Raw genomic sequence first — 24176 nt, 5'->3', positions numbered from 1 at the left:
GATCTCAGTGCAGGGCGCGGTAGATGGCGTCGGCCAGTTCGGGCGAGATGCCCTCCACCGTGGCCAGGTCTTCCACGCTGGCCGAGGCCACGCCCCGCACGCCGCCGAAGCGCTGCAGCAGCCGGGCGCGCTTCTTGGGCCCCACGCCCGGGATGTCTTCCAGGCGACTGCCGCCGGTGCGCACCTTGGCCCGCTGTGCCCGCATGCCGGTGATGGCGAAGCGGTGGGCCTCGTCGCGGATCTGGGCCACCAGCATCAGCGCGGCCGAATCGTGGCCCAGGTAGACCTTGGGTCGGCCATCGGCAAACACCAGTTCCTCCAGACCGACCTTGCGGCCCTGCCCCTTCTCCACACCCACGATGCAGGCCAGGTCCAGGCCGAGCTGCTGGAACACCTCGCGGGCCACACCCACCTGCCCCTTGCCGCCGTCGATCAGCACCAGATCGGGCATGCGCGGGCCGGTGGGGGCCGCGGCGCTGTCGGCCGTGGGTTCGGCCACCGCCTCGGCCGGGGCCTCGTCGTCCTCGGACACTGGCGCCGGGGACGGCTCCACCGCCTCACCGGCCTCGGCCTTGAGGGCCTGGGCAATGCGGCCATAGCGCCGGGTCAGCACCTGGCGCATGGCAGCGTAATCGTCGCCGGGGGTGATGCCGTCGATCTTGTAGCGCCGGTACTGGCTGTTCTGCATCTTGTGGCCCTCGAACACCACGCACGACGCCTGGGTGGACTCACCGGCGGTGTGCGAGATGTCGAAGCATTCGATGCGCAAGGCCTCGAGCTGGTCGTCCGGCAGGTTGAGGGCATCGGCCAGGGCGCGGGTGCGGGCCTGCTGGCTGCCCTCTTCCGCCAGCAGGCGGGCCAGGGCGATGTCGGCGTTCTTCTGGGCCAGCTCCAGCCAGACGCGGCGGTGCTCGCGCGGGTTGTGCACCGCGTTCACCCGGGTGCCGAGCTGCTCGCCCAGGGCGTCGAGCAGCTCGCGCGAGACCGCGTGGCTGGTCACCAGAATGGCCGGCATGGCGGTGCCGATGTAGTGCTGGGCCATGAAGGCTTCCAGCACCCGCACGGCGGTGCGCTCGGCGACGTCGGGGGCGGTGGCGGCGGCATCGCCGTCGGCCAGCAGCTCGTCGATGGCGCTGGCGTCTTCCACATGGGCCGGGAAATACGGCCGGTCGCCCAGGTGGCGACCGCCGCGCACCATGGCCAGGTTGACGCAGGCACGCCCCCCCTGCACCCGCACCGCCAGGATGTCCACGTCCTGGTCGGTGGCGGTGTCCATGGACTGCTGGTGCAGCACCCGGGACAGCGCGGTGATCTGGTTGCGCAGCTCGGCCGCCTGCTCGAACTCCAGCCGCTCGGCGTGCGCCAGCATGCGCTGCTCCAGCCCCTGCAGCACGGTCTGGGTCTCGCCGCGCAGGAAGCGCTCGGCGTCCTGCACGTCGCGGGCGTAATCCTCGGTGGTGATGTGGTCCACGCAGGGGCCGCTGCAACGCTTGATCTGGTAGAGCAGGCAGGGCCGTGTGCGGTTGGCGAACACCGTGTCCTCGCAGGTGCGCAGGCGGAACACCTTCTGCAGCAAGGTGATGGACTCCTTCACCGCCCAGGCGCTGGGGTACGGACCGTAATAGCTGTGGCGGCGGTCCACCACGCCCCGGTAGTAGGCCATGCGCGGAAACGCCACCGAGGGCGACGGCAGCCTGGCCGCGGTGCGGAAGGTCTCGCGGGTGCCGGTGATCTTGAGATACGGGTAGCTCTTGTCGTCCCGGAACAGGATGTTGAAGCGCGGCTGCAGCGTCTTGATGAGGTTGTTTTCCAGCAGCAGCGCCTCGGCTTCGCTGCGCACCACCGTGGTCTCCATGCGCACGATGCGGCCCACCATGTGGCCGATGCGGGTCCCGCCGTGGTCCTTCTGGAAGTAGCTCGACACCCGCTTCTTGAGGTTGCGCGCCTTGCCCACATAGAGCAGCTGGCCCTGCGCATCGAAATAGCGGTAGACCCCCGGCAGCGCAGGCAGCGCGGCCACTTCATTCAGCAGTTGTTCGGAATGCACCTCGGACATGGCGCGTATTGTGGCCTTGCCCGGACCCGGCTTGCGGCAAGATGCGCACCCATGCTGCCGTCCTGCCCGACCGACCCCGCCCGCCCGCTGCGCTGGGACCTGTTCTGCCGCGTCATCGACAACCTGGGCGACATCGGCGTGTGCTGGCGGCTGGCGGTCAACCTGGCCCGGCACGGCCACAGCGTGCGGCTGTGGATCGACCAGCCCGGGCCGCTGGCCTGGATGGCACCGGCCGGCCACCCGGGCGTGTCGGTGCACGGCTGGACCGAGCCCTTCGATGCCGCCCCGCTGGTCGCCCTGCCCCCCGGGGATGTGTGGATCGAGGCCTTCGGTTGCGAGCTGCCCGAAGCCTTCGTGGCCGCGCGCCGCCACGACCCGGTGTGGCTCAACCTGGAGTACCTCAGCGCCGAATCCTGGGTGGAGCGCAACCACCGCCTGCCCTCCCCGGTGCTGCGCGGACCGGGCCAGGGGCTGACCAAATGGTTCTTCTACCCCGGCTTCACCGCCGGCACCGGCGGCCTGCTGCGCGAGCCGGAAGCCGTGGCCCCCGACCGGGCCGCCGACGCGGCCAGGCTGGGTTCGCTGGGCCTGCCGCTGCGGCCGCAGGCCATGCCGGTGCTGCTGTTCTGCTACGAGCCGGCCAGCCTGGCCACCGTGATGGCTCAGGCCGCCGATGTCGACTGGCTGGTCACACCCGGACGTGCCGAGGCGGCTGCCAGCAACCTGCCACTGGCGCCGGGCGCGCGCCGCATCCCGCTGCCGCCGGTCACGCAAGTGGACTTCGACCGGCTGCTGCGCTGCGGTCACCTCAACTTCGTCCGGGGCGAAGATTCGCTGGTGCGGGCGCTGTGGGCCGGGCAGGCGTTCGTGTGGCACATCTACCCGCAGCACGACGATGCCCACCATGCCAAGCTCGACGCCTTCCTCGACTGGCTGCAGGCGCCGCCCAGCCTGCGGGCGTTTCACCGGCACTGGAACGGCATCGGCCCGGCCGAGGTGGTCTGGCCGGACGCAGCCACCCTGGCCGGGTGGCGGGCAGTGGCACAGGCGGCCCGGGCACGGTTGCTGGAACAGGCCGACCTGTTGCAGCAGCTGCAGGCTTTCGTGGCCGGACACGCCGCAGGGCGGGTCGACATCGAAAAGCACTAAAATCCGGGGTTTTGCGAAAAACCGGACGGCCCGCATCCGTGGCTGCCACCCCCGGACACCTCCATCGGAATCCCCTATGAAAATCGCCCAAGAAATCCGCGCCGGCAACGTCATCATGCACGGCAAGGACCCCATGATCGTCCTGCGCACCGAGTACGCCCGTGGCGGCCGTGGCGCGGCCACCGTCCGCATGAAGCTCAAGGGCCTGCTGGGCAACATCGGCACCGAAGTGGTGTTCAAGGCCGACGACAAGATGGACCAGATCATCCTGGACAAGAAGGAGTGCACCTACTCCTACTTCGCCGACCCCATGTATGTCTGCATGGACAGCGAGTACAACCAGTACGAGGTGGAAGCCGAGAACATGGGCGACGCCCTGAACTACCTGGAAGACGGCATGGCCGTCGAGGTGGTGTTCTACGAAGGCAAGGCCATCTCGGTGGAACTGCCCACCAGCGTGGTGCGCGAGATCACCTGGACCGAGCCCGCCGTCAAGGGCGACACGTCCGGCAAGGTGCTCAAGCCGGCCAAGATCGCCACCGGTTTCGAGATCCCCGTGCCGCTGTTCGTCAGCCAGGGTGACAAGATCGAGATCGACACCCGCACCGGCGAATACCGCAAGCGCGTCTGATGCACGACCTGCGCGTCCGCTGACCCCGTCGAAGGCTCCCCAGGGAGCCTTCGTCATTTCTGTTCATCGTTGCTGACCTTCGCCTCCGTCATTTCTTCGGGATTTCCCATGTCACCCCACAACTTCAACGAACGCCGCCTGGCCGATGCCTGGGCCGAACTGCAGGCCCATGCCGACAGCGGCCAGCCGCTGGAGCCCGATGCCTACCGCCTGGCCTTCAACGACCCCGAATTCCTGCTCAAGCGCGAGACGCGCGGCATCCGGCTGCAGCTCGAGATGCTCAAACCCGATCTGGCCCAGCAGGCGCTCGGCATCGAGAACACCGTGGTGGTGTTCGGCAGTGCCCGTTTCCGCGACAGCGACGAAGCCCGCGCCAGCCTCGCCCAGGCCAAGGCCGGCGGCGATGCCCAGGCCATCCGCAAGGCCGAGGCCCTGGTGCGCAACGCGCGCTACTACGACCAGGCGCGGGCCTTTGCCCGCATCGTGGCGCGCCACAGCGCCAGCTGCCCGCCGGACAGACGTCTCTACATCTGCACCGGGGGTGGCCCCGGCATCATGGAGGCGGCCAGCCGGGGCGCCCACGACGAAGGCGCCCTCAATGTGGGGCTGAACATCGCGCTGCCGCACGAGCAGTCGGCCAACCCCTACATCACGCCCGAGCTCAGCTTCAAGTTCCACTACTTCGCGCTGCGCAAGATGCACTTCATGATGCGGGCCAAGGCGCTGGTGGCCTTCCCGGGCGGCTTCGGCACGCTGGACGAGCTGTTCGAGGTGATCACCCTGGTGCAGTGCCGCAAGTCCAAGCCGGTGCCGATCGTGCTGTTCGGCACCGACTACTGGAAGCGCCTGATCAACCTCGATGTGCTGGTCGAGGAAGGCACCATCTCGCCCGAAGACCTCGATCTGTTCGAGTATGTGGACGACGCCCAGGCCGCCTGGGACGCCATCGTGCGCTTCTACGACCTCAAGGCCTGATCACTCGGCCCAGCCGCCGCCCAGGGCGCGGTACAGGGCCACCCGGTTCTGCTGCTGGGCCAGGCGGGTCTGCACCAGGGCCTGCCGGCTGGCGAACAGCGAACGCTGGGCATCGAGCACATCAAGGAAGCTGGCCACGCCATTGCGGTAGCGCAGCTCGGCCAGCCGGAAGCGGTCGGCTTCGGCGGTGGCCTGGGCTTCCTGGGCCCGCAGCTGTTCGCCCAGCGTGGCCTGACCGGCCAGCGCATCGGCCACCTCGCGGAAGGCGGTCTGGATGGCCTTCTCGTACTGGGCGAGCGCGATGTCGCGGCCGGCGCGGGCCGACTCCAGGCCGGCCTGGTTGCGGCCGGCGTCGAAGATCGGCAGCAGCGCCTGTGGCGCCAGGGTGAAGCCCCAGCTGCCGTCCTTGAACAGGCCCGACAGGGCGCTGCTGGCCGTGCCCACGCTGGCGGTCAGCGAGATGCGCGGAAAGAACGCCGCCCGGGCCGCACCGATGTTGGCATTGGCCGCCACCAGCTGCTGCTCGGCCTGACGCACATCGGCACGGCGGGTCAGCAGGTCGGACGGCAGGCCGGCCGGCACCTCGGCCAGCACCGCCACGGGCAGGGCCGCATCGGGCGCGGCAGGCGCCAGCAGGTCGGTCGGCACCGGCTCGCCCACCAGCAGGTTCAGGGCATTCACGTCGAGCAGGCGGGCGCGTTCGGCCTGGGCCAGCGCCACCTGGGCCGCAGCGGTCAGCGATTCGGCCTGGCGCAGGTCCAGCGCCGAGGCGGCCCCGTTGTCGAAGCGCAGCCGGGTCAGGCGCAGCGAGTCTTCCCGGGTCTTGAGGGTCTGGCGGGTGAGCGCCAGCAGCGACTCGTTGGCCTGCAGGCTCAGCCAGGTGCTGGCCACGGTGGCGACCAGGCTGGTCTGGGCGGCGCGGCGGGCTTCCTCGCTGGCCAGGAACTGGGCCAGGGCCGCCTCCTTGAGGCTGCCGAGCCGGCCGAAGAAATCGATCTCCCAGGCACTCGTCGCCAGGCCCACGCTGTAGAGGTCGGTGATGCCGCCGCTGGCGTTGGGCTGGCGGTTGCCGGTGGCAGCCAGGTTGACGGTGGGGAACTGGTTGGCCCGCTGGATCTGGTACTGGGCGCGCACCTGCTCGATGTTGAGCGTGGCCACGCGCAGATCGCGGTTGTTGGTCAGGGCCCGTTGCACCACGTCGCGCAGCCGGGCATCGGTGATGAAGCCGGACCAGGCCAGGTCGGCGCCGGAGGGCGCCGTGGCCGGTCCCGAGGCCGGGGCCAGCGGATAGGCGTCCGGTGTGCCGGCGTGGGGCCCGGGCAGCTCGGGGATCATGGAGCAGCCGGCCAGCAGGGCGGCTGCGGCCAGCGCGGCCAGGGACGGCCGCCGCAGGACGTTCAGGGAGGATTTCATGTCAGTGGACTCCGTGCTCGGCAGCGGCCTCGGCGTCGCGCAGACGCTGGCGTTCGCTGCCCTTGAAGATCGACCGCACCACCACGAAGAACACCGGCACGAAGACCACCGCCAGCACGGTGCCGGTGATCATGCCGCCGATCACGCCGGTGCCGATGGCGCGCTGGCTGGCCGAGCCGGCACCCGAGGCGATGAACAGCGGCACCACGCCCAGCGTGAAGGCCAGCGAGGTCATGATGATCGGGCGGAAGCGCAGGCGGGCAGCGGCGAGTGCCGCCTCGATCGCGCTCTTGCCCTGGGCCTGCAGGTCCTTGGCGAACTCGATGATCAGGATGGCGTTCTTGGCCGAGAGGCCGATGATGGTGATCAGGCCCACCTGGAAGTACACATCGTTGGCATAGCCCCTGGCCAGTGTGGCCAGCAGCACGCCGATCACGCCCAGCGGCACCACCAGGATGACCGACAGCGGAATGCTCCAGCTCTCGTACAGCGCGGCCAGGCACAGGAAGACCGCCAGGATGGCAAAGGCGTAGAGCACGATGGCCTGTGCGCCGGCGAGCTTCTCTTCGCGCGACTGGCCGGTCCACTCGTAGCCGAAGCCCTGCGGCAGCTGGGCGGCCAGCCGCTCCATCTCGGCCAGGGCAGCGCCGGTGCTGTAGCCCGGCGCGGCACTGCCGCTGATGCGGATGGACGGATAGCCGTTGTAGCGCACCGTCTGCATCGGGCCGTTGACCCATTCGGTGGTGGTGAAGGCCGACAGCGGCACCGCCCTGCCCTCACGGTTGACCACGTTCAGCCGCAGCACGTCGTCGGGCTGCATGCGGGCGGCGGCATCGGCCTGCACCACCACGCGCTGCAGGCGGCCGGCGTTGGGAAAGTCGTTGATGTAGCTCGAACCGAGCGCGGTGCCGATGGCGCTGCTGATGGCGTCGAAGCCCACACCCAGCGCAGCCGCCTTCTCGCGGTCGATGTTCAGGCGCAGCTGCGGCGCGTCTTCCAGGCCGTCGGGACGCACCTGGGTCAGCACCTTGCTCTGCGAGGCGGCGGCCAGCAGCTGGTTGCGCGCAGCCAGCAGGGCCTCGCGTCCCAGACCGGCACGGTCCTGCAGGCGGAAGGCGAAACCGGAGGACGAACCGAGTTCCGGAATGGGCGGCGGGCTCAGCGGGAAGATGGACGCGTCGCGGATGCCCGAGAGCGCGCCGAAGGCCCGGCCGGCCAGTGCGCCGGCAGAGCTGCCCGGGTCGGTGCGCTCGGACCAGTCCTTGAGGGTGATGAAGGCCAGCGCGGCGTTCTGGCCCTGGCCCGAGAAGCTGAAGCCCAGCACGCTGACCATGCTCTGCACCTCGGGCTGCTTGAGCATGAAGCCTTCGACCTGCTTCATCACGTCCAGCGTGCGTTCGCGGGTGGCACCCGGTGGCAGCTGCACGTTGACCAGCATGGTGCCCTGGTCTTCCTGCGGCAGGAAGGACGTGGGCAGCCGCATGTAGACCACCACCGCAGCGGCCACGATGGCCACGTAAACGATGAGGGTGCGCCCAGCGCGCGGCAGCAGACGGCCCACGCCGCCGGCATAGCGCTCGGTGGTGCGGTTGAAGAAGCGGTTGAACCAGCCGAAGAAGCCCTTCTTCTCATCGTGGTGCCCGGCCTCCACCGGCTTGAGCAGCGTGGCGCACAAGGCCGGTGTGAGCGAGAGTGCCATGAAGGCCGAGAAGGCGATCGACACGCCCATGACCGCCGCGAACTGGCGGTAGATGTTGCCCACCGAGCCGCTGAAGAAGGCCAGCGGAACGAACACCGCGATCAGCACCACGGTCACGCCGACGATGGCGCCCGAAATCTGACCCATGGCCTTGCGCGTGGCCTGCAGGGGTGGCAGGCCCTCCTCGCTCATGATGCGCTCGACGTTCTCCACCACCACGATGGCGTCGTCCACCACGATGCCGATCACCAGCACCATGCCGAACATGGTGAGCACGTTGATCGAGAAGCCCATGGCCAGCAGCGTGGCAAACGTGCCCAGCAGGGCCACCGGCACCACGATGGTGGGGATCACCGTGTAGCGGAAGTTCTGCAGGAAGACATACATCACCAGGAACACCAGCAGGATGGCCTCGGCCAGCGTCTTGGCCACCTGCTCGATGGAGATCTTCACGAAGCGCGAGCTGTCGTACGGGATGGCCCAGCTCATGCCCTCGGGGAAGAAGCGCTCCAGCTCGGCCATCTTGGCGCGCACCGCGTTGGCCGTGGCCAGCGCGTTGCCGGTGGGCGAGAGCTGCACGCCGATGCCGGTGGAGGGCTGTCCGTTCAGGCGGGCCGAGGTGGCATAGGTCTGGGCGCCCAGCTCGATGCGGGCCACGTCCTTCAGGCGCACGGTGGAGCCGTCCGCATTGGCCCGCAGCACGATGTTGCCGAACTGCTCGATGGAGCCCAGCTGGCCGTCCACCACCACTGTGGCCGAGATGCCCTGGCCATCGACGATGGGCAGCGCGCCGATCTCGCCGGCCGACACCTGGGCGTTCTGCGCGCGGATGGCGTTGTTCACGTCGGCGGCGCTCAGGTTGAAGCCCAGCAGCTTGGCCGGGTCGATCCAGATGCGCATGGCGCGCTCGGTGCCGAACAGCTGGGCCTGGCCCACGCCGGGCAGGCGCTGGATCTCGGGCAGCACGCTGCGCGAGGCATAGTCGCCCAGGGCCACCGGGTCCCAGGCCGGGTTGCTGCTGGAGAGGATGGCGAACAGCAGGAAGTTGCTGCGCGACTTGTCCACCCGAACGCCCTGCTGCGTCACGGCCGAGGGCAGGCGCGGCGAGGCGCGCGAGAGCCGGTTCTGCACATCCACCTGGGCCAGGTCCGGATTGGTGCCGGGCTGGAAGCTGAGCGTGATGGTGCCGGTGCCGTTGGCCTGGGCCACGGCTTCCATGTAGATCAGGCCCGGCGAGCCGTTCATTTCCTGCTCGATGACCGACAGCACGCTGTCTTCCAGCGTTTTGGCCGAGGCGCCGGGATAGGTGGCGGTGATCACCACCGACGGCGGGGCCACCGGCGGGTACTGGTTGATCGGCAGCTGGGTGATGGACACCGCGCCCAGCACCATGATGAAGAGGGCGATCACCCACGCGAAGATGGGTCGGTCGATGAAGAATTTCGCCATGCCTGCGCTCCTCAGCCGGCCTTGGGCGCCGGTGCGGCCGGCTGGCCTGCGGGCTTGGCGCCATCACCGGTGCCGGGCTTGACCCAGGGCACCGGCTTGACGGTGGCGCCCGGGCGCAGCTTCTGGAAGCCGTCGACCATGACCTGCTCGCCGGCCTTCAGGCCATCCAGGATGACCCACTGGCCGTTCTGCTGGCCGCCCACCTTCACCGTGCGGCGCACCGCCTTGCCCTCGGCGTCCACCACCATGACCGAGTCGCCCTGGGCCGAACGGGTGACCGCCTGCTGCGGCAGGGTGATGGCGTTGCCCGCCGTGGCCTGCTCCAGCCGCACCCGCACATACATGCCGGGCAGCAGGGTGCCGTCGGGATTGGGCACTTCGGCGCGCAGGGTGATCTGGCCGGTGCCCTGATCGACCGTGAGGTCGGAGAACAGCAGCTGGCCGGTGCGGCCGTATTCGGTGCCGTCCTCCAGCACCACCCGCACCGTGGCGGCCTGGTCGCCAGCCCCCTTCAGGCGCCCATCCTTCCGGGCCTTCTGCAGCCGGTAGACCTCGGACACCGACTGGGTGAAGTTCACATACACCGGGTTGATCTGCTGGATGACGGCCAGCTGCGTGGCCTCGCCCTGCCCCACCAGCGCGCCCTCGGTCACCAGGGCACGGCCGATGCGACCGGCAATGGGGGCGGTCACGCTGGCGTAGTTGAGGTTGATGGTGGCGGTCTGCACCGCAGCCTTGCCCGCAGCCACATCGGCCTCGGCCGTCTTCTGGGCCGCCACCGCGCTGGCGTACTCCTGCTGGCTGATGGCGTTTTCCTTCACCAGCGGTGCGTAGCGCTCGGCCAGTGCGCGGGCCTGGGCCAGATTGGCCTCGGCGCGCGCCAGGCTGGCCTGGGCGGTCTGCAATGCCGCCTGGTAGGGAGCGGGGTCGATGGTGAACAGCCGTTGCCCGGCCTTCACGTCGCTGCCTTCGGTGAACTCCCGTTTGAGCAGAATGCCGGCGGCGCGCGCCCGGACCTGGGCGGTGCGCGAGGCCTCCAGCCGGCCCGGCAGCTCGGTCAGCAGGCCCACATCGCCGGGCGCGACCGTGACCACCCCCACCTCGGCCGGGGGCATGCCCCCCGCAGGCGGGCCGCCGGCAGCCGGCTGACCACCTCCGCAGGCGGCCAGCAACGCCGCGAAGGCCATGGCACCGAAGGCACCGGCCATGCGGCCACGGTTCAGGGAACGGGGGATGGGGTTCGTCGGCATGAAAACCTCGGCGGGTGGATGTCTGCGGCGGAAAACGGCGGAGTATACATACACACACGAATGTATGTATATTGACGGGCTGTTCACCCCTTCCCACCCCATCCACCATGGTCCGTCGCACCAAATCCGAGGCCCTGGCCACCCGCAACAGCCTGCTGGACGCCGCCGAACAGCTGTTCCAGGCGCGTGGGGTCTCGCGCACCTCGCTCAATGACATCGCCACCGCGGCCGGCACCACCCGGGGGGCGATCTACTGGCACTTCAAGGACAAGGCCGACCTGTTCAACGCCATGATGGAGCGCGTGACCATGCCGCTGGAGGCCACCCTGGCCTCGGCGGCCGAGAACGCCAGCCACACCCGCGACCCGCTGCAGGGCCTGCGCCACTCGATGATGAACGCGCTGCGCCAGACCGCGCTCGACGCCCAGACCCGGCGGGTGTTCGAGGTGGCCACCCACAAGGTGGAATACGTCACCGAGATGCAGGCGGTGCGCGACCGCCACCTGCGGGTGCGCAACGAATGCATGGCCATGACCCGCACCGCCCTGACCGAGGCTGCGCGACGCGCCGACCTCGAACTGCCGGTGGACATGGCCACGGCAGCGCTGGGACTGCACGTGATGGTGGACGGGCTGATCCAGAACTGGCTGCTCGACCCCGAGGCCTTCGACCTGGTGGCGGCCGGCGGACAGACGATGGACGCCTACCTCAAAGGCCTGGGCTTCGACGTCGCCGGGCCGGGATGACTCAACGGGTCGAGCGGACCTCGGCCCGTTCGGCCTGCGCCCGCTGATCGGGCGATTCGCGCACCGCTGCGCGGGCCAGCAGGTGCGAGGCCAGGGGCAGCGTGATCCACAGGAACACCACGATCAGGCCCAGCCGCCAGGCCCACTCGCCCCACCCGCCGTCGTCGGTCACCGCCAGCCCCGCACCCAGACACACCAGCACCAGGGCCAGGGTGCCGGCCTTGGTGGCGGCGTGCTGGCGCGCCAGCGCATCGGGCAACGCGATCACACCCCAGGCGGCGATCACCAGCAAGGCGGCACCGGCCAGCAGCAACAGGGTGGCCAGCAGATTCATGAACGGTCCTCCTGCCGTCCGGACCCGTCGGGCAGGTCGGCGCTGCGGTCGACCAGCCGGGCCCAGCCCACGGTACCCACGAAGCCCACCAGGGCCAGGCCGATGGCCACGTCCAGGAACACGGTGCGCCCGGTGGCCAGCGAGGCCGCCACGCACAAGGCCACCGAGGCGGCCAGAAAGATGTCGAGCGCCACGATGCGGTCGGCGCTGGTCGGGCCCTTGAGCAGGCGCACCGTCGCCAGGGCCAGGGCCAGCAGGCTGGCCACGATCAATGCATTCACCACCCAGCCGCTCATGCGCCCTCCCCGGTGCCGAACAGGGCCAGCAGGCCTGGCTCGAAATCGGTGCGGATGCCATCCACCAGGCCGTCGATGTCGGCGCGGTCCAGCACATGCACCAGCAGTTCGTGCTGGCCCATGTCGATGTCCAGCGTGGTGGTGCCCGGCGTGAGCGAGACCATGCAGCCCAGCAGCGCGGCACCGGTTTCGGTCATGGGGGCGAACCGCACCCGCACGAAGGCCGGCACCGGCGCACGGTCGGCGTCGGTGCTGGCGCGGAAGATCACGCGCACCGTCTGCCAGGCCGAGAGCACCAGGGCGCGCACGAACCGGCCGGTCAGACCCAGGGCGGCGGTCACACGCCTCATGGCAACCTCCCGAGCTGCAGCGCGGCAGCCTGCGAATACTCGATCAGCCACTGCGGGTTCAGGCCGATCGCCAGGGTGATGGCGGCCAGCAGCAGGCAGGCCACCCACGCGGGCGCCACGCGCGCCGAGGCGTCGGGCTGCCACTGCGGGTCGGGGTGCGGCTTCCAGAACGCCTGCATCCAGATCTTCATCATCGAATAGAGGGTGAGCACGCTCACCGCCAGGGCGATCAGGGTCCACACCACCCGCCCCTGGGCCAGCGCTTCCTGCAGCACCAGCAGCTTGGCCCAGAAGCCCGAGAGCGGCGGAATGCCCACCAGCGACAGCGCCGGCACCAGGAACAGCAGGGCCAGTGCCGGCCGCGCCGCGTACAGGCCGCCGATGTGGCGCAGGTCGTAGCTGCCGGTGGCCCGCCAGATGAGCGCCGCCACCAGGAACAGGTTGGCCTTCACCACGATGTGGTGCAGGGTGTAGAACAAGGTGGCGGCCTGTCCGGCTTCGCCGCCCAGGGCGATCGCCAGCAGGATGTAGCCGATCTGGCTGATGATGTGGAAGGCCAGGATGCGCCGCATGTCCCAGTGGTAGGCCGCACCCAGCACACCCAGCAGCATGGTGGCCGCCGCCACCCAGCCCAGCGCCTCGGCCAGCCACGGCGTCATGGCGCCGGGCAGCATGTCGGTGGTGGCCTTGAGCACGGCATACACCCCCACCTTGGTCAGCAGACCGGCGAACAGCGCGAGCACCGGCGCCGGCAGCGTGTGGTAGGCCGCCGGCAGCCAGGCATAGAGCGGGAAGGCGCCCGACTTGGCCAGGAAGGCCAGCAGCAGCGCCCCCAGCACCAGCGCGCCCAGCGGTCCGGACGACGCCGACAGCCCCTGCGATGCCTGCGCCAGCGCGCCGTAGTTCAGGTGGCCGGTGGCCGCATACACCATGCCCACCGCCAGCAGCAGCAGCAGCGTGCCCATGAGGTTGAGGCTGAGGTACTTCCAGGTGGCATCGAGCTGGTCGGTGCGACCGCCGATGGCAAACAGGCCGACCGAGCAGATCAGCATGACCTCGAACCACACATAGAGGTTGAACAGGTCCGCCGTGGCAAACGCCCCGCCCACACCGGCCAGCAGGCCGTGCAGCAGCGGCAGCCGCAGGGGCTGGTGGCTGCCGGGATCGGCGTCGCTGCTCATGAACAGCAGGCAGGCAGCGCCCATGAGGGCGGTGATCAGCAGCAGGGCCGCGCCGGTGCGGTCCACCCGGAATTCGATGCCGTAGGGCGCGGCCCAGCCGCCGAAGGCCATGGACGGCACCGTGCCGCCCAGCACCTGCTCCACCAGGGCCAGGCTGCACAGCAGCAACACCAGCACGCCGGCTCCGCTCAGCGCGGCCTGCAGCCGCTGCCGGTCGCGCACGGCTGCCGTGAGCACCGCGGTGGTCAGCGGCACCAGCACCGGAGCGATCACCAGTGCGCTCATGCCACCGACTCCGGCGGCTTGACCGGATCGGTCGGCAGCGGCTCGGCCTGCCGCAAGGCCTGCGCATCGTCGCTGCCGGTGCGCTGCACCAGACGCACCACCAGCACCAGGGCAAAACAGGCCAGCGCCAGCCCGATGACGATGGCGGTGAGCACCAGGGCCTGCGGCAGGCTGTTGGCGGCCTCGTCCAGCGCCTGCTGGCCGACCGGCACCACCGCCGGCAGGGCCGACCCCAGACGACCGGATGCAAACAAGGCCAGGTTCACCGCCGCGCCCATCAGCACGAAACCCATGACGCTGCGGAACACGTCGCGCGACAGGGCCAGGTAGGTGCCGGCGGCCACCGTGAGGCCCACCACCAGAGCGGTCCAGTAAATCATGTGGCGTCCTCGCAGTCCGGCTCGTCCAGACCCAGCAGCCCCAGTGCATAGCCGGCCAGACCACCCCACACGCACAGGTACACCCCGAGGTCGAACAGCATGACGGTGGACACCTTCACCGAGGTCACGAACAGGTCCAGGGTGCCCCACCAGTGGGTCAGGTAGGCACCGCCCTCCAGCAGCGACGGCAGACCCGACACCGCGGCCAGACCGGCACCCAGCGCCGCCAGCCGCACCGGGTCTCCGGTGGGCAGCCGGGCCTGTGCGGCCCGGGCGTCCCGGGCCACCGCCCACAGCACGGTGGCGCTCACCGCCAGCAGGCCGCCGATGAAACCGCCGCCCGGCTCGTTGTGGCCGCGCAGCAGCACCCACACCGAGGCCAGCAGGATCAGCGCATACAGCGGGCGGGCCAGCACCGCCAGGATGACCAGGCGCGGCGGTGTCATGCCCCCTCCTTGCGCTCACGGCGCGCCGCGGCCAGCAGCCCCCCGGCGGCCAGGAAGGACAGCATGACCACCGTGACCTCGCCCAGCGTGTCCAGGGCCCGGAAGTCCACCAGGATCACGTTGACCACGTTGCGGCCGAAGGCCTCGGGCACGCTGGCGCGGGCGAAGAAATCCGGCAGAGCCATGTCCAGCGCCGGCGCGCTGGCCAGCAGCAGCAGCAGCGCCGTCGCCAGTCCCATGGCGCAGGCCACCAGCGCGGCACCCGGACGGAAGCCATCGGGCAGGCCGCTGCCACGGCCGAGCCGGCGCAGCGTGAGCAGCACCGACGCCACCACGATCACCAGCACCGCCTCCACCACGAACTGGGTGAAGGCCACATCCGGCGCACCGGCGAACAGGAAGAACACGGCGCTGCCGAAGCCGGTCAGGCCGGCGGTGAGCAGCAGCACCAGCCGGTCGCGGGCGAACAGCGAGGCCAGCGCGCCGAACACGATGAGTGCGCCGGCGCCCAGCAGCCCGGCACCGGGCGCGGCTCCCCACGCCGGCCAGACCCAGCGCCCGGCACCTGCGGCCACCAGGCCCAGCAAGGCCGCCGCCACCGCGCCCAGCATGAGGACGCCATAGCCCGGCAGGCGACCATGCTGGAACAGCCGCGTGATGCCGGCGGCCACGCGCGGAATGGCCACCAGCGAGCGTTCGTAGGTGGCCGCCATCGACACCCGCCCGAGCTGCCGGTCGATGCGCTCGAAGATGCGGTGCAGCGGGTCCCACAGCAGATACACCGCCACCCCGATGCCCAGCGTGATGGCGAGCGAGCCCAGCATGGGGCCGTACGAGGGCGTCAGGTCGAGCAGCACGGCGTTGTCGGTCGGCGTCATGGCCACCGCCGCCTGGGCGAGCAGATGGTCCAGCAGCCAGGGGAACAGACCCAGGATCACGCCCAGGAAAGCCAGCGCCAGCGGCGGAGCCACCAGGGCCAGCCCCCCCTCGTGCGCATCGGGCGGGGTCTCGTTGGTGCCCGGATGGCGCCAGAACACCCGGATGGCCGCCACGCCGGCCACCGCCACCGCAATGGCGCCGAAGATGGTGTTGGCCACATTGGCAAAGGCCGCCACGTCGCCCTCGGTCTTGGCCACCAGGATCACGTCCTTGGCGATGAAGCCCAGCGACAGCGGCATGCCGGCCATGGAGGCGCCGGCCAGCAGTGCGGCCACTGCCGTCCAGGGCATGGCATGGCGCAGGTTGCCCAGCCGGTCGATCACCCGGGTGCCGGTGCCGTGGTCGATGTTGCCGGCCACGAAGAACAGCGGCGCCTTGTACAGCGCATGGGCCAGCAGCAGGGCTCCCACCGCCACGGTGGCGCTCTCGCCGGGCAGGCCCACCAGGGTCACCAGCGTGCCCAGGGTGGCCACGGTCGACCAGGCCAGGATGCGCTTGAGGTCGCGCTCGCGCAGCGCCAGCACCATGCCCCAGGCCGCGGTCATGCTGCCGGCGAGCTTGAGCGACCAGATCCACAGCGGCCATTCGCCAAAGCCCGGGTCCAGCCGCGCCAGCAGGTACACGCCCAGCTTCACCATGGTGGCCGAGTGCAGGTAGGCCGACACCGGCGTGGGCGCCGCCATGGCATTGGGCAGCCAGAAATGGAACGGGAACTGCGCGCTCTTGGTGAAGGCGCCCACCAGGATCAGCACCAGGGCGGCGGTCAGGGCCGGCGTGGTGGCGACATCGGGCAGGCGGGCCACGATCTCGCTGATGCGCGAGGTGCCCATCACCTGCGCCAGCAGGATGAAGCCGGCCAGCAATGCCAGCCCGCCGGTGCCGGTGACCAGCAGTGCCTGCTGGGCCGACTGCCGGCTCGCCGCCTGGTGGTGGTGATACCCCACCAGCGCGAACGAGGTGAGGCTGGTCATTTCCCAGAACAGGAACAGCACGAAGAGGTTGTCGGCGGTCACGCAGCCCACCATGGCCAGCATGAACAGCGACAGCATGATCAGCAGCTTGTGCTGGTTCGGGTCGCCGGCCAGGTAGCCGCCGGCGTAGATGAACACCGCCGTGCCCACGCCGGTGATCATGAGCAGCATCAGCACCGACAGGCCATCGACCCGGAACGCCGCCTCGATGCCCAGCGCCGGCACCCAGTCCACGCGCCAGATCCAGGGCAGGTCATGGACCAGCAACAGGCCGACCAGCAGGCACAACGACAGCAAGGGCAGCGCCACGAAGGCGCTGCGCGCGGCCACCGAGAGGCCGGGCTGTGAAGGGTCGTGGGGAGTGGCTGCCATGATTTAAGAAAGACTTAAGATCATAAGCCACCCCCCGGGGTTCCCGCCTGAACCCCGGCTGACACCCTTGCACCGGCCTCGGGCCGGGGCCGCTTCAGCCGCCGTCGCGGTCGGCCGGCTCCCCCGGCAACAGCCGCTCGGCGTGTTCGGCCGGCAAGGCCTCCACCGCCTTGAGCGCCCGGCCCATGGCGCGGCTGCGCACCTCGGCGCTGTCCAGTGTGTTGAGCACCGTCTGGGTCTGGCTCTTGACCTTGGCCAGCACGTCGCCGAACTTGCCGAACTCGGTCTTGACCGCCCCCAGCACCTGCCAGACCTCGGAGCTGCGCTTCTCCAGCGCCAGGGTGCGGAAACCCATCTGCAGCGAATTCAGCATGGCCATCAGCGTGGTCGGGCCGGCCAGCGCGACGCGGAAGTCCCGCTGCAGCTGCTCCATCAGGCCGGGGCGGCGCAGCACCTCGGCATACAGGCCTTCGGTGGGCAGGAACAGGATGGCGAAGTCGGTGGTGTGGGGCGGCTCCAGGTACTTCTCGGCCATGGACCTGGCTTCCAGCCGGATGCGCTGCTCCAGGCCGCGCGCGGCCAGCTCGGCGCCCTCGGCGTCGGCGCGCTGCTGGGCATCGAGCAGGCGTTCGTAGTCCTCGTTGGGGAACTTGGCGTCGATCGGCAGCCAGCACGGCGCGCCGTCGTCGCCCCGGCCCGGCAGGCGGATGGCGAAATCGACCACATTGCGGCTGCCGGGCCGGGTGGCCACCTGGCTGGCGTACTGGTCGGGTGCGAACACCTGCTCCAGCAGCGCGGCCAGCTGGGCCTCGCCGAACATGCCGCGCGTCTTGACATTGGTGAGCAGGTGCTTGAGGTCGCCCACGCCCTGCGCCAGGCTCTGCATCTCGCCCAGGCCCTTGTGCACCTGCTCCAGCCGGTCGGCCACCTGCTTGAAGCTCTCGCCCAGCCGGGCCTGCAGGGTGCTCTGGAGCTTCTCGTCCACCGTGGCCCGCATCTCGTCGAGCTTGGCGGCATTGCCCTGCTGCAACTGGGTGAGCTGGGCCTCGAGCGTGGCGCGCACCTCGGCCAGCCGGCGCGCGTTGGCTTCCGACAGGTCCTGCAGCTGCCTGACCAGGGTGTCGCCCAGGCTGCCGCGCAGCTGCACCAGCTGTTGGGCAAAGGCATCGATCTGGGCATTCTGGGTCCGCGTGGCTTCAGCGCCCTGGCGCAACAGGGCTTCCTGGAATGCCCCCAGGGCAAGGGTGAGTTCCTGGCGCTGCTCGCGGGCAGCATCGGCCAGCTCCCGCCGCAACTCGCGCTCGCCCTGCTGGCGCGATTGCTCGAGCTCGGTCAGCCGGGCCTGCAGCTGTTCGGACCGGCGCTCGGCGTCCTGCCGGCCCGAGCGCAGCCGAAACAGCAGCGCCAGGCCCACACCCTGCGCCAGCAGCAGCAGGACCGCAACCGCCAGGAGGGCCGTGTCCATGCGTCAGGCCCGTGCGCCGGCGCCAATGATCTCGGCGTTGAGCGGCGTCTTCGGCTGGCCCTGGGTCAGGTAGCCGATCACGTTGTCGGCCGCCAGCATGGCCATGGCCTTGCGGGTGGCGATGGTGGCGCTGGCGATGTGCGGCGTGAGCACCACGTTGGGCACGGTGAGCAGGTCGGGGTGCACCTTGGGCTCGCCCTCGAACACGTCCAGGCCGGCGGCGGCGATGCGTCGCTCCCGCAGGGCCACGGCCAGCGCGGCGTCGTCCACGATGCCGCCGCGCGCAATGTTGATCAGCGTGGCGGTGGGCTTCATCTGCGCGATCTCGGCCGCACCGATGGCATGGTGCGACGACGCGCTGTAGGGCAGCACCAGGATCAGGTGGTCGGCCTGTGCCAGCAGCGTGGCCTTGTCCACATAGCTCGCCTTGCAGTCGGCCTCCAGGGCGGCATCCAGGCGCGAGCGGTTGTGGTAGATCACCTTCATGCCGAAGCCGTGGGCGCCCCGGCGGGCGATGGCCTGGCCGATGCGGCCCATGCCCAGGATGCCCAGCGTGCTGCCGTGCACCTCGGCACCGGCGAACATGTCCAGGCTCCACTTGTTCCACTGGCCGGCGCGCAGGAAATGCTCGCTCTCGGTCACGCGGCGGGCCGTGGCCATCACCAGGGCAAAGCCGAAGTCGGCCGTGGTCTCGGTCAGCACGTCGGGGGTGTTGGTGGCCAGCACGCCGGCGGCCGTCATGGCCGGCACGTCGAAGTTGTTGAAGCCCACGGCAATGTTGGCCGCGATCCTGAGCTGCGGGCAGGCCGCCAGCAGCGCGGCGTCCACCCGCTCGCTGCCGGTGGTGAGTGCGCCCTGCTTGCCCTGCAGGCGGGCGATCAGTTCGGCCGGCGGCAGCACCTCGTCGGATTCGTTCATCTCCACATCGAAATGCTGCGCGAGATGGGTCACCACCTCGGGGAACACCTTGCGGGCGATGAAGATGGCCGGTTTCTGGCTCATGGGGGGTCTCCTTGAATGTTGTGGGTGAGCAGCGGGTGAGCGGCGGTGGCGCGGTCAGACGAACCAGATCCAGGTCATCAGCCCGAACAGCGGCAGCAGGATGCCGCACGACCACAGCATGTAGCCGAAGAAGCTGGGCATCTTCACGCCGCGGTCTTCGGCAATCGCCTTGACCATCAGGTTGGGTGCATTGCCGATGTAGGTGTTGGCACCCATGAACACGGCGCCGGCCGACACCGCCACCAGCGTGGTGGCCAGCGTGGTCATGAGCACGGCCGGATCGCCGCCGGCGGTGTTGAAGAACACCAAGTAAGTGGGCGCGTTGTCCAGGAAGGAGCTCAGCGCGCCGGTGGCCCAGAAGTACATGGCCGGATCGGGCGAACCGTCGGCCCGCGTGACGGCGCGCACGATGGCACCGAACGGGCCATCCACGCCGGCGCGCAGCATGGCGATCACCGGGATGATGGTGAGGAAGATGGCAGCGAACAGCTTGGCCACCTCCAGCATCGGGCCCCAGCCGAACTGGTTGCCCTCGTGGGCCGACTTCGGCGTGATGCGCAGCGACACCAGGGTGATGACGATCAGGCCCACGTCGCGCACGATGCCGGGCAGACCGACCTCGGTGCCGGCGATGTTGAAGACCACCGGCGACTTCCACAGCCCGCTCAGCAGCACCAGCCCGACCACGCCGCCGAGCAGCGCGAAATTGACCGCGCCCTCAAAGCCCAGCCGGGTCGTGTCGGGCGTCGGGTCGACCGGACGCACCTCTTCCCGCTTGTGGAAGTAGAACCAGTCGATGGCGTAGAACAGGGCGAGCAGCGTGCCCACCATGAACAGCGTCTGGCCCCACAGATGGGTCACGGTCCAGAAGAAGTCCACGCCCTTGAGGAAGCCCAGGAACAGCGGCGGATCGCCCAGCGGGGTGAGTGCGCCGCCGGCGTTGGAGACGATGAAGATGAAGAAAACCACCACATGCACCTGGTGCTTGCGGTTGTCGTTGGCGCGGATCAGCGGGCGGATCAGCAGCATCGAGGCACCGGTGGTGCCCATGAAGCTGGCCAGCACGGCGCCGGTGGCCAGCAGGCCGGTGTTCAGCCCCGGGCTGCCATGCAGGTTGCCGCGCACGAAGATGCCGCCGGCCACGGTGAACAGCGCCGTGAGCAGGATGATGAAGGGGATGTATTCGGCCAGCGCCGCATGCACCACCGCCGCACCGGCCGCCGGGAAACCGAAGGTCAGTGCGAACGGCACCAGAAAGGCCAGGCCCCAGGCCGCCGCCACCTTGCCGAAGTGGTGGTGCCAGAAGGAAGGCGCCAGCAAGGGCATGAGGGCGATCGACAGCAGCACGCCGGCAAAAGGCACGCCCCACAGCACCGAGAGCTGGCTGCCGTCCAGATCGGCCGCACGGGCCACGGCCGGCAGCAGCCAGCCCGCCAGCAGGGCTGGCAGCAGTTTCTTGTTCATCATCGGACTCCTCCGTGTCCTGCTTGTGTGGCTCAGACGGCCAGCAGGTCCACCTCAAACAGCAGCGTGGCATTGGGCGGGATCACGCCGCCGGCGCCGCGGGCGCCATAGCCCAGCGCGGCGGGAATCACCAGACGGCGGGTGCCGCCGACCTTCATGCCCTGCACGCCCTCGTCCCAGCCCTTGATGACGTGGCCGGCACCGAGCGGGAATTCGAACGGCTGGCCGCGGTCCTTGCTGGAGTCGAACTTGCGGCCCTGCTGGCCGTCGTTGTAGAGCCAGCCGGTGTAGTGCACCTGCACCGGGCGGCCGGCGCGGGCTTCCTCGCCCTGGCCGACCACGGTGTCCTCGTACTGCAGGCCGCTGGGGGTGGTGATCATGGTCATCGAATGCTCCTGAATGAAATCGGGGTCTGGCTCAGAGCCAGGTGGTGAAAGAGGCCACGGTCTCGCGCGGCGTGTGGAAGCCGTTGACCGGATCGGCCGGATCGGCAAAGCCCAGGGCCATGCCGCAGACCAGCATCTCGTTCTCGGCCGCGCCGATGTGCGGCAGGATGATCCTGGCAAAGCCGTTCCAGGCGGCCTGCGGGCAGGTGTGCAGGCCCTGGGCACGGGCGGCCACCATGATGTTCTGCAGGAACATGCCGTAGTCCACCAGCGAGCCCCGGCCCATGACCTTGTCGAGGGTGAACATCAGGCCCACCGGCGCATCGAAGAAGCGGAAGTTGCGCTGGTGCTGCAGGTGCATCCTGTCCTTGTCGCCCTTGCCGATGCCCAGCAGGCCGTACAGGCCCCAGCCGTTCTCGCGCCGGCGGTCGATGTAGGGGCTGACCCATTTCTCGGGGTAGTAGTCGTATTCCTCGCGGTACTGCGCGGCGAGCGACGGGTCGGCGCGCAAGGCGTCGTGGGCGGCACAGACCTTGTCCACCAGCGTGTCGCGGCTGGCGCCCTGAAGCACGTACACCTTCCAGGGCTGGGTGTTGGTGCCCGAGGGCGCGCGGCTGGCCACCTGCAGGATGTGCTCGATGGTGGCACGCGGCACCGGTTCGGGCAGGAAGGCACGGGCCGACATCCGGCTGGTGATGGCCGCGTCGACGCTGGCGGCATCGATCACGGCGGCGGGGACAGAGGTCATCGCAGGGTCTCCAGGGTGGTTTTCAGACGGTCCGGCAGCGGCACCGGGCGGCGCGTCTGGCGGTCCACATACACATGCACGAAATGGCCGCAGGCGGCGCACAGGTCCTCGCCCTCGGCGAACAGGCCGACCTCGTAACGCACGCTGGAAGTGCCCAGGTGCGCCACGCGCAGGCCGGCCCAGACGGTCTGGGGGAAGGCCAGCGGCGCAAAGTAGTTGCACTGGGTCTCGATCACCAGGCCGATGACCTCGCCCTGGTGGATGTCCAGCGCGCCGGCCTCGATCAGGTGGGCATTGACCGCCGTGTCGAACCAGCTGTAGTACACGACGTTGTTCACATGGCCGTACACATCGTTGTCGGCCCAGCGGGTGCCGATGGCGCGGAAAGCCCGGTAATGGCTGCGGGGCAAGGCTTGCGGACGGGACGACGGGCTGGACGGCATGGGGCGCGATTGTGCCAGCGCCGCCATCACGGCGCTGTCGCCAGCGCCCCGGGCTGGCGCTGCAGGCGCTGGTGGTATTCCAGTGCCACGCGGTAGCTGTTGACCTGCACCTGCACCGTGGTCTCCAGATCGTGGCCATAGCCGCCGCCCATGGCCATGACCACCGGCAGCCGCCGCTGCCAGGCCCAGTGCATCACCCGCCGGTCGCGCGCCTCCATGCCGTCGTAACTGACCTTCAGCCGGCCCAGCCGGTCGCCCTCGTGCGGGTCGGCACCGGCCAGGTACAGCACCAGGCCGGGATCGAACCGGTGGGCCAGCTCGTCCAGCGCGCGGTCGACGGCATCGAGGTACTCGTCGTCGGCACAGCCATCCGGCAGCTCCACGTCCAGGTCGCTCGGCTCCTTGCGGAACGGGAAATTGCGGGCGCCGTGCAGCGACAGGGTGAAGACCGAACGGTCGTCGGCAAAGATGCGGGCGGTGCCGTTGCCCTGGTGCACGTCCAGATCGATGATGGCCACCTGCAAGGGCGCCCTGCCCCGTTGCCGGGCATGTTCGGCCTGCATCAGGCGGGCGGCCACCGCAAAGTCGTTGAAGACGCAGAAGCCGCCGCCCTTGTCGGCGTAAGCGTGGTGGGTGCCACCGGCCAGATTGGCCGCCACCCCGCCATGCGCCATCACCTCGCGGGCCGCCTGCAGCGTGGCGCCCACCGAGCGCCGCGCCCGCTCGGCCATGGCCGGACTCCAGGGAAAGCCGATCTCCCGCTGCAGCGGGGCCGCCAGGGTGCCCTGGGCAATGGCATCGATGTAGGCCGGGCTGTGCACCAGCGCCAGTTCGCCGTCGGTGGCGGGCAGGGCCTCGTGCATCCGGACCTGCGGCAGCTCCTGGGCCAGCCTCTCGCGCAGCCGGGCGTACTTGGCCATGGGAAACCGGTGCCCCGGGGGCAGCGGCAGGACGAAATGGTCGGCGTAGAAGGCGTGCACCGCCGGATTGTCGGGCGGGGCTTCCAACGTCCGCCCGGGCTCGGATTTAGGCAAGCCCCTCAAAAATGGTGCAACGCAGCAAAAAGTGCTTGCAGACCGGGTTTCATGCCCCTATCATTCGTTCCATGTTGCAGCGCAGCAAAACGGAAACGGCCCACACGGCCCGACCGGCAGCCTTCAACAGATCCTTGTCACCCACCCACCTCAGGAGCCTGAACATGCTGACCGCCGAACAAATCGTTGCCGCCCAGAAAGCCCACCTCGAGACCCTCTTCGGTCTCACCCACAAAGCCTTCGAAGGCGTGGAAAAGCTGGTGGAACTCAACGTGCAGGCCACCAAGGCCGCACTGACCGAATCCGCTTCCAACGCGCAGGCGCTGCTCAGCGTCAAGGACGCCCAGGAACTGCTGACCCTGCAAGCCAGCCTGATGCAGCCCCTGGCCGAGAAGACCGTGGCCTACAGCCGTCACCTGTACGACATCGCTTCGGGCACCGGTGCCGAGTTCACCAAGGCCGCTGAAGCCACCGCCGCCGACACCCAGAAGAAGATCCTGGCCGTCGTCGACAACGCCGCCAAGAACGCTCCCGCCGGTTCCGAGACCGCCGTGGCCGTCATGAAGAGCGCCGTGTCCGCCGCCAACAACGCCATGGAATCGGTGCAGAAAGCCGTGAAGCAGGCCACCGAAATGGCCGAAGCCAACTTCAACACCGTGACCGCCACCGCGGTCAACGCCACCAAGACGGCTGCCCGCAAGCGCTGATCAAC

Annotated in this window: 23 protein-coding genes; 5 read left to right on the top strand and 18 right to left on the bottom strand. The window is 69.6% G+C overall.

Translation table 11 applies throughout. The features are described from left to right. Positions 1–4: 4 nt before the first annotated feature. Positions 5–2056, bottom strand: coding sequence for an excinuclease ABC subunit UvrC (uvrC, locus tag CAP38_RS03420; protein ID WP_086119448.1), 2052 nt, complete (start codon positions 2054–2056; stop codon positions 5–7). 51 nt (positions 2057–2107) lie between these two features. Here uvrC and earP point away from each other — a divergent pair, with 51 nt between their 5' ends. The 3 genes from earP (at position 2108) to CAP38_RS03405 (ending at position 4811) form a co-directional block, all read left to right on the top strand. Further along, positions 2108–3205, top strand: a complete 1098-nt coding sequence (gene earP, locus CAP38_RS03415; RefSeq protein WP_086119447.1) for an elongation factor P maturation arginine rhamnosyltransferase EarP — start codon at positions 2108–2110, stop codon at positions 3203–3205. Positions 3206–3281: 76 nt separating this feature from the next. Then, positions 3282–3836 carry an elongation factor P gene (gene efp, locus CAP38_RS03410; protein WP_086119446.1) on the top strand — a complete coding sequence of 185 codons (555 nt, stop codon included), beginning with the start codon at positions 3282–3284 and terminating at the stop codon, positions 3834–3836. Positions 3837–3944: 108 nt separating this feature from the next. Beyond that, a complete protein-coding gene (locus tag CAP38_RS03405; protein WP_086119445.1) occupies positions 3945–4811 on the top strand; it encodes a TIGR00730 family Rossman fold protein in 867 nt (288 codons plus the stop codon). On the opposite strand, the gene CAP38_RS03400 is transcribed toward CAP38_RS03405, so the two are convergent. The 3 genes from CAP38_RS03400 to CAP38_RS03390 are packed head-to-tail and all read right to left on the bottom strand — an operon-like array spanning position 4812 to position 10622. Further along, complete coding sequence (locus CAP38_RS03400; RefSeq protein ID WP_143435746.1) at positions 4812–6224, bottom strand: efflux transporter outer membrane subunit; 1413 nt, start codon at positions 6222–6224, stop codon at positions 4812–4814. It lies immediately after the preceding gene. 1 nt (position 6225) lies between these two features. Further along, on the bottom strand, positions 6226–9372 hold the full coding sequence (locus tag CAP38_RS03395) for an efflux RND transporter permease subunit (RefSeq protein WP_086119444.1): 3147 nt from the start codon (positions 9370–9372) through the stop codon (positions 6226–6228). 11 nt (positions 9373–9383) lie between these two features. Further along, positions 9384–10622, bottom strand: a complete 1239-nt coding sequence (locus CAP38_RS03390; RefSeq protein ID WP_086119443.1) for an efflux RND transporter periplasmic adaptor subunit — start codon at positions 10620–10622, stop codon at positions 9384–9386. A gap of 107 nt (positions 10623–10729) precedes the next feature. Here CAP38_RS03390 and CAP38_RS03385 point away from each other — a divergent pair, with 107 nt between their 5' ends. Continuing rightward, on the top strand, positions 10730–11368 hold the full coding sequence (locus CAP38_RS03385; RefSeq protein ID WP_086119442.1) for a TetR family transcriptional regulator: 639 nt from the start codon (positions 10730–10732) through the stop codon (positions 11366–11368). 1 nt (position 11369) lies between these two features. Here CAP38_RS03385 and CAP38_RS03380 read toward each other — a convergent pair whose 3' ends face one another. The 14 genes from CAP38_RS03380 to CAP38_RS03315 all read right to left on the bottom strand — a co-directional run bounded on the left by CAP38_RS03380 (position 11370) and on the right by CAP38_RS03315 (position 23410). Next, positions 11370–11702 (bottom strand): monovalent cation/H(+) antiporter subunit G, encoded by a 333-nt coding sequence (locus CAP38_RS03380; protein WP_086119441.1) that lies wholly within the window; start codon positions 11700–11702, stop codon positions 11370–11372. Continuing rightward, on the bottom strand, positions 11699–11998 hold the full coding sequence (locus CAP38_RS03375; protein WP_086119440.1) for a monovalent cation/H+ antiporter complex subunit F: 300 nt from the start codon (positions 11996–11998) through the stop codon (positions 11699–11701). The genes CAP38_RS03380 and CAP38_RS03375 overlap by 4 nt, the downstream gene beginning before the upstream one ends. Continuing rightward, positions 11995–12348, bottom strand: a complete 354-nt coding sequence (locus tag CAP38_RS03370; protein WP_086119439.1) for a Na+/H+ antiporter subunit E — start codon at positions 12346–12348, stop codon at positions 11995–11997. Before CAP38_RS03370 ends, CAP38_RS03375 begins: the two co-directional genes overlap by 4 nt. Further along, positions 12345–13814, bottom strand: a complete 1470-nt coding sequence (locus CAP38_RS03365; protein ID WP_086119438.1) for a complex I subunit 5 family protein — start codon at positions 13812–13814, stop codon at positions 12345–12347. Before CAP38_RS03365 ends, CAP38_RS03370 begins: the two co-directional genes overlap by 4 nt. Then, the gene (locus CAP38_RS03360; RefSeq protein WP_086119437.1) at positions 13811–14194 is read right to left on the bottom strand and encodes an NADH-quinone oxidoreductase subunit K; all 384 of its coding nucleotides are present in this window, start codon (positions 14192–14194) and stop codon (positions 13811–13813) included. Before CAP38_RS03360 ends, CAP38_RS03365 begins: the two co-directional genes overlap by 4 nt. Then, a complete protein-coding gene (locus CAP38_RS03355) occupies positions 14191–14640 on the bottom strand; it encodes an MnhB domain-containing protein (RefSeq protein ID WP_086119436.1) in 450 nt (149 codons plus the stop codon). Before CAP38_RS03355 ends, CAP38_RS03360 begins: the two co-directional genes overlap by 4 nt. Then, the gene (gene mbhE / locus CAP38_RS03350; RefSeq protein WP_086119435.1) at positions 14637–16922 is read right to left on the bottom strand and encodes a hydrogen gas-evolving membrane-bound hydrogenase subunit E; all 2286 of its coding nucleotides are present in this window, start codon (positions 16920–16922) and stop codon (positions 14637–14639) included. The genes CAP38_RS03355 and mbhE overlap by 4 nt, the downstream gene beginning before the upstream one ends. Positions 16923–17016: 94 nt before the next feature. Beyond that, positions 17017–18387 carry a DNA recombination protein RmuC gene (gene rmuC / locus CAP38_RS03345; RefSeq protein ID WP_086119434.1) on the bottom strand — a complete coding sequence of 457 codons (1371 nt, stop codon included), beginning with the start codon at positions 18385–18387 and terminating at the stop codon, positions 17017–17019. A 3-nt stretch (positions 18388–18390) separates the two neighbouring features. Then, complete coding sequence (locus tag CAP38_RS03340; protein WP_086119433.1) at positions 18391–19389, bottom strand: D-glycerate dehydrogenase; 999 nt, start codon at positions 19387–19389, stop codon at positions 18391–18393. Positions 19390–19443: 54 nt separating this feature from the next. Next, positions 19444–20853, bottom strand: coding sequence for a sodium:proton antiporter (locus CAP38_RS03335; protein ID WP_086119753.1), 1410 nt, complete (start codon positions 20851–20853; stop codon positions 19444–19446). 32 nt (positions 20854–20885) lie between these two features. Next, positions 20886–21239, bottom strand: coding sequence for an FKBP-type peptidyl-prolyl cis-trans isomerase (locus tag CAP38_RS03330; RefSeq protein WP_179188436.1), 354 nt, complete (start codon positions 21237–21239; stop codon positions 20886–20888). A gap of 31 nt (positions 21240–21270) precedes the next feature. Next, entirely contained in the window at positions 21271–21987 is a 717-nt protein-coding gene (locus CAP38_RS03325; RefSeq protein WP_086119432.1) for a nitroreductase, read from the bottom strand. Then, complete coding sequence (locus CAP38_RS03320) at positions 21984–22430, bottom strand: thioesterase family protein (RefSeq protein ID WP_086119751.1); 447 nt, start codon at positions 22428–22430, stop codon at positions 21984–21986. The genes CAP38_RS03325 and CAP38_RS03320 overlap by 4 nt, the downstream gene beginning before the upstream one ends. A gap of 26 nt (positions 22431–22456) precedes the next feature. Beyond that, entirely contained in the window at positions 22457–23410 is a 954-nt protein-coding gene (locus tag CAP38_RS03315; protein WP_086119750.1) for a histone deacetylase, read from the bottom strand. A gap of 218 nt (positions 23411–23628) precedes the next feature. Between CAP38_RS03315 and phaP the strand changes: the two genes are divergently transcribed. Further along, positions 23629–24171, top strand: coding sequence for a TIGR01841 family phasin (gene phaP, locus CAP38_RS03310; RefSeq protein ID WP_086119431.1), 543 nt, complete (start codon positions 23629–23631; stop codon positions 24169–24171). Positions 24172–24176: the final 5 nt, after the last annotated feature.

Source organism: Hydrogenophaga sp. IBVHS2 (assembly GCF_002127215.1).
In the GTDB taxonomy this organism is placed as follows: Bacteria; Pseudomonadota; Gammaproteobacteria; order Burkholderiales; family Burkholderiaceae_C; genus Hydrogenophaga.
Note: the sequence above shows the minus strand (reverse complement) of the source record. Positions and strands in the feature narration are given on the sequence as shown.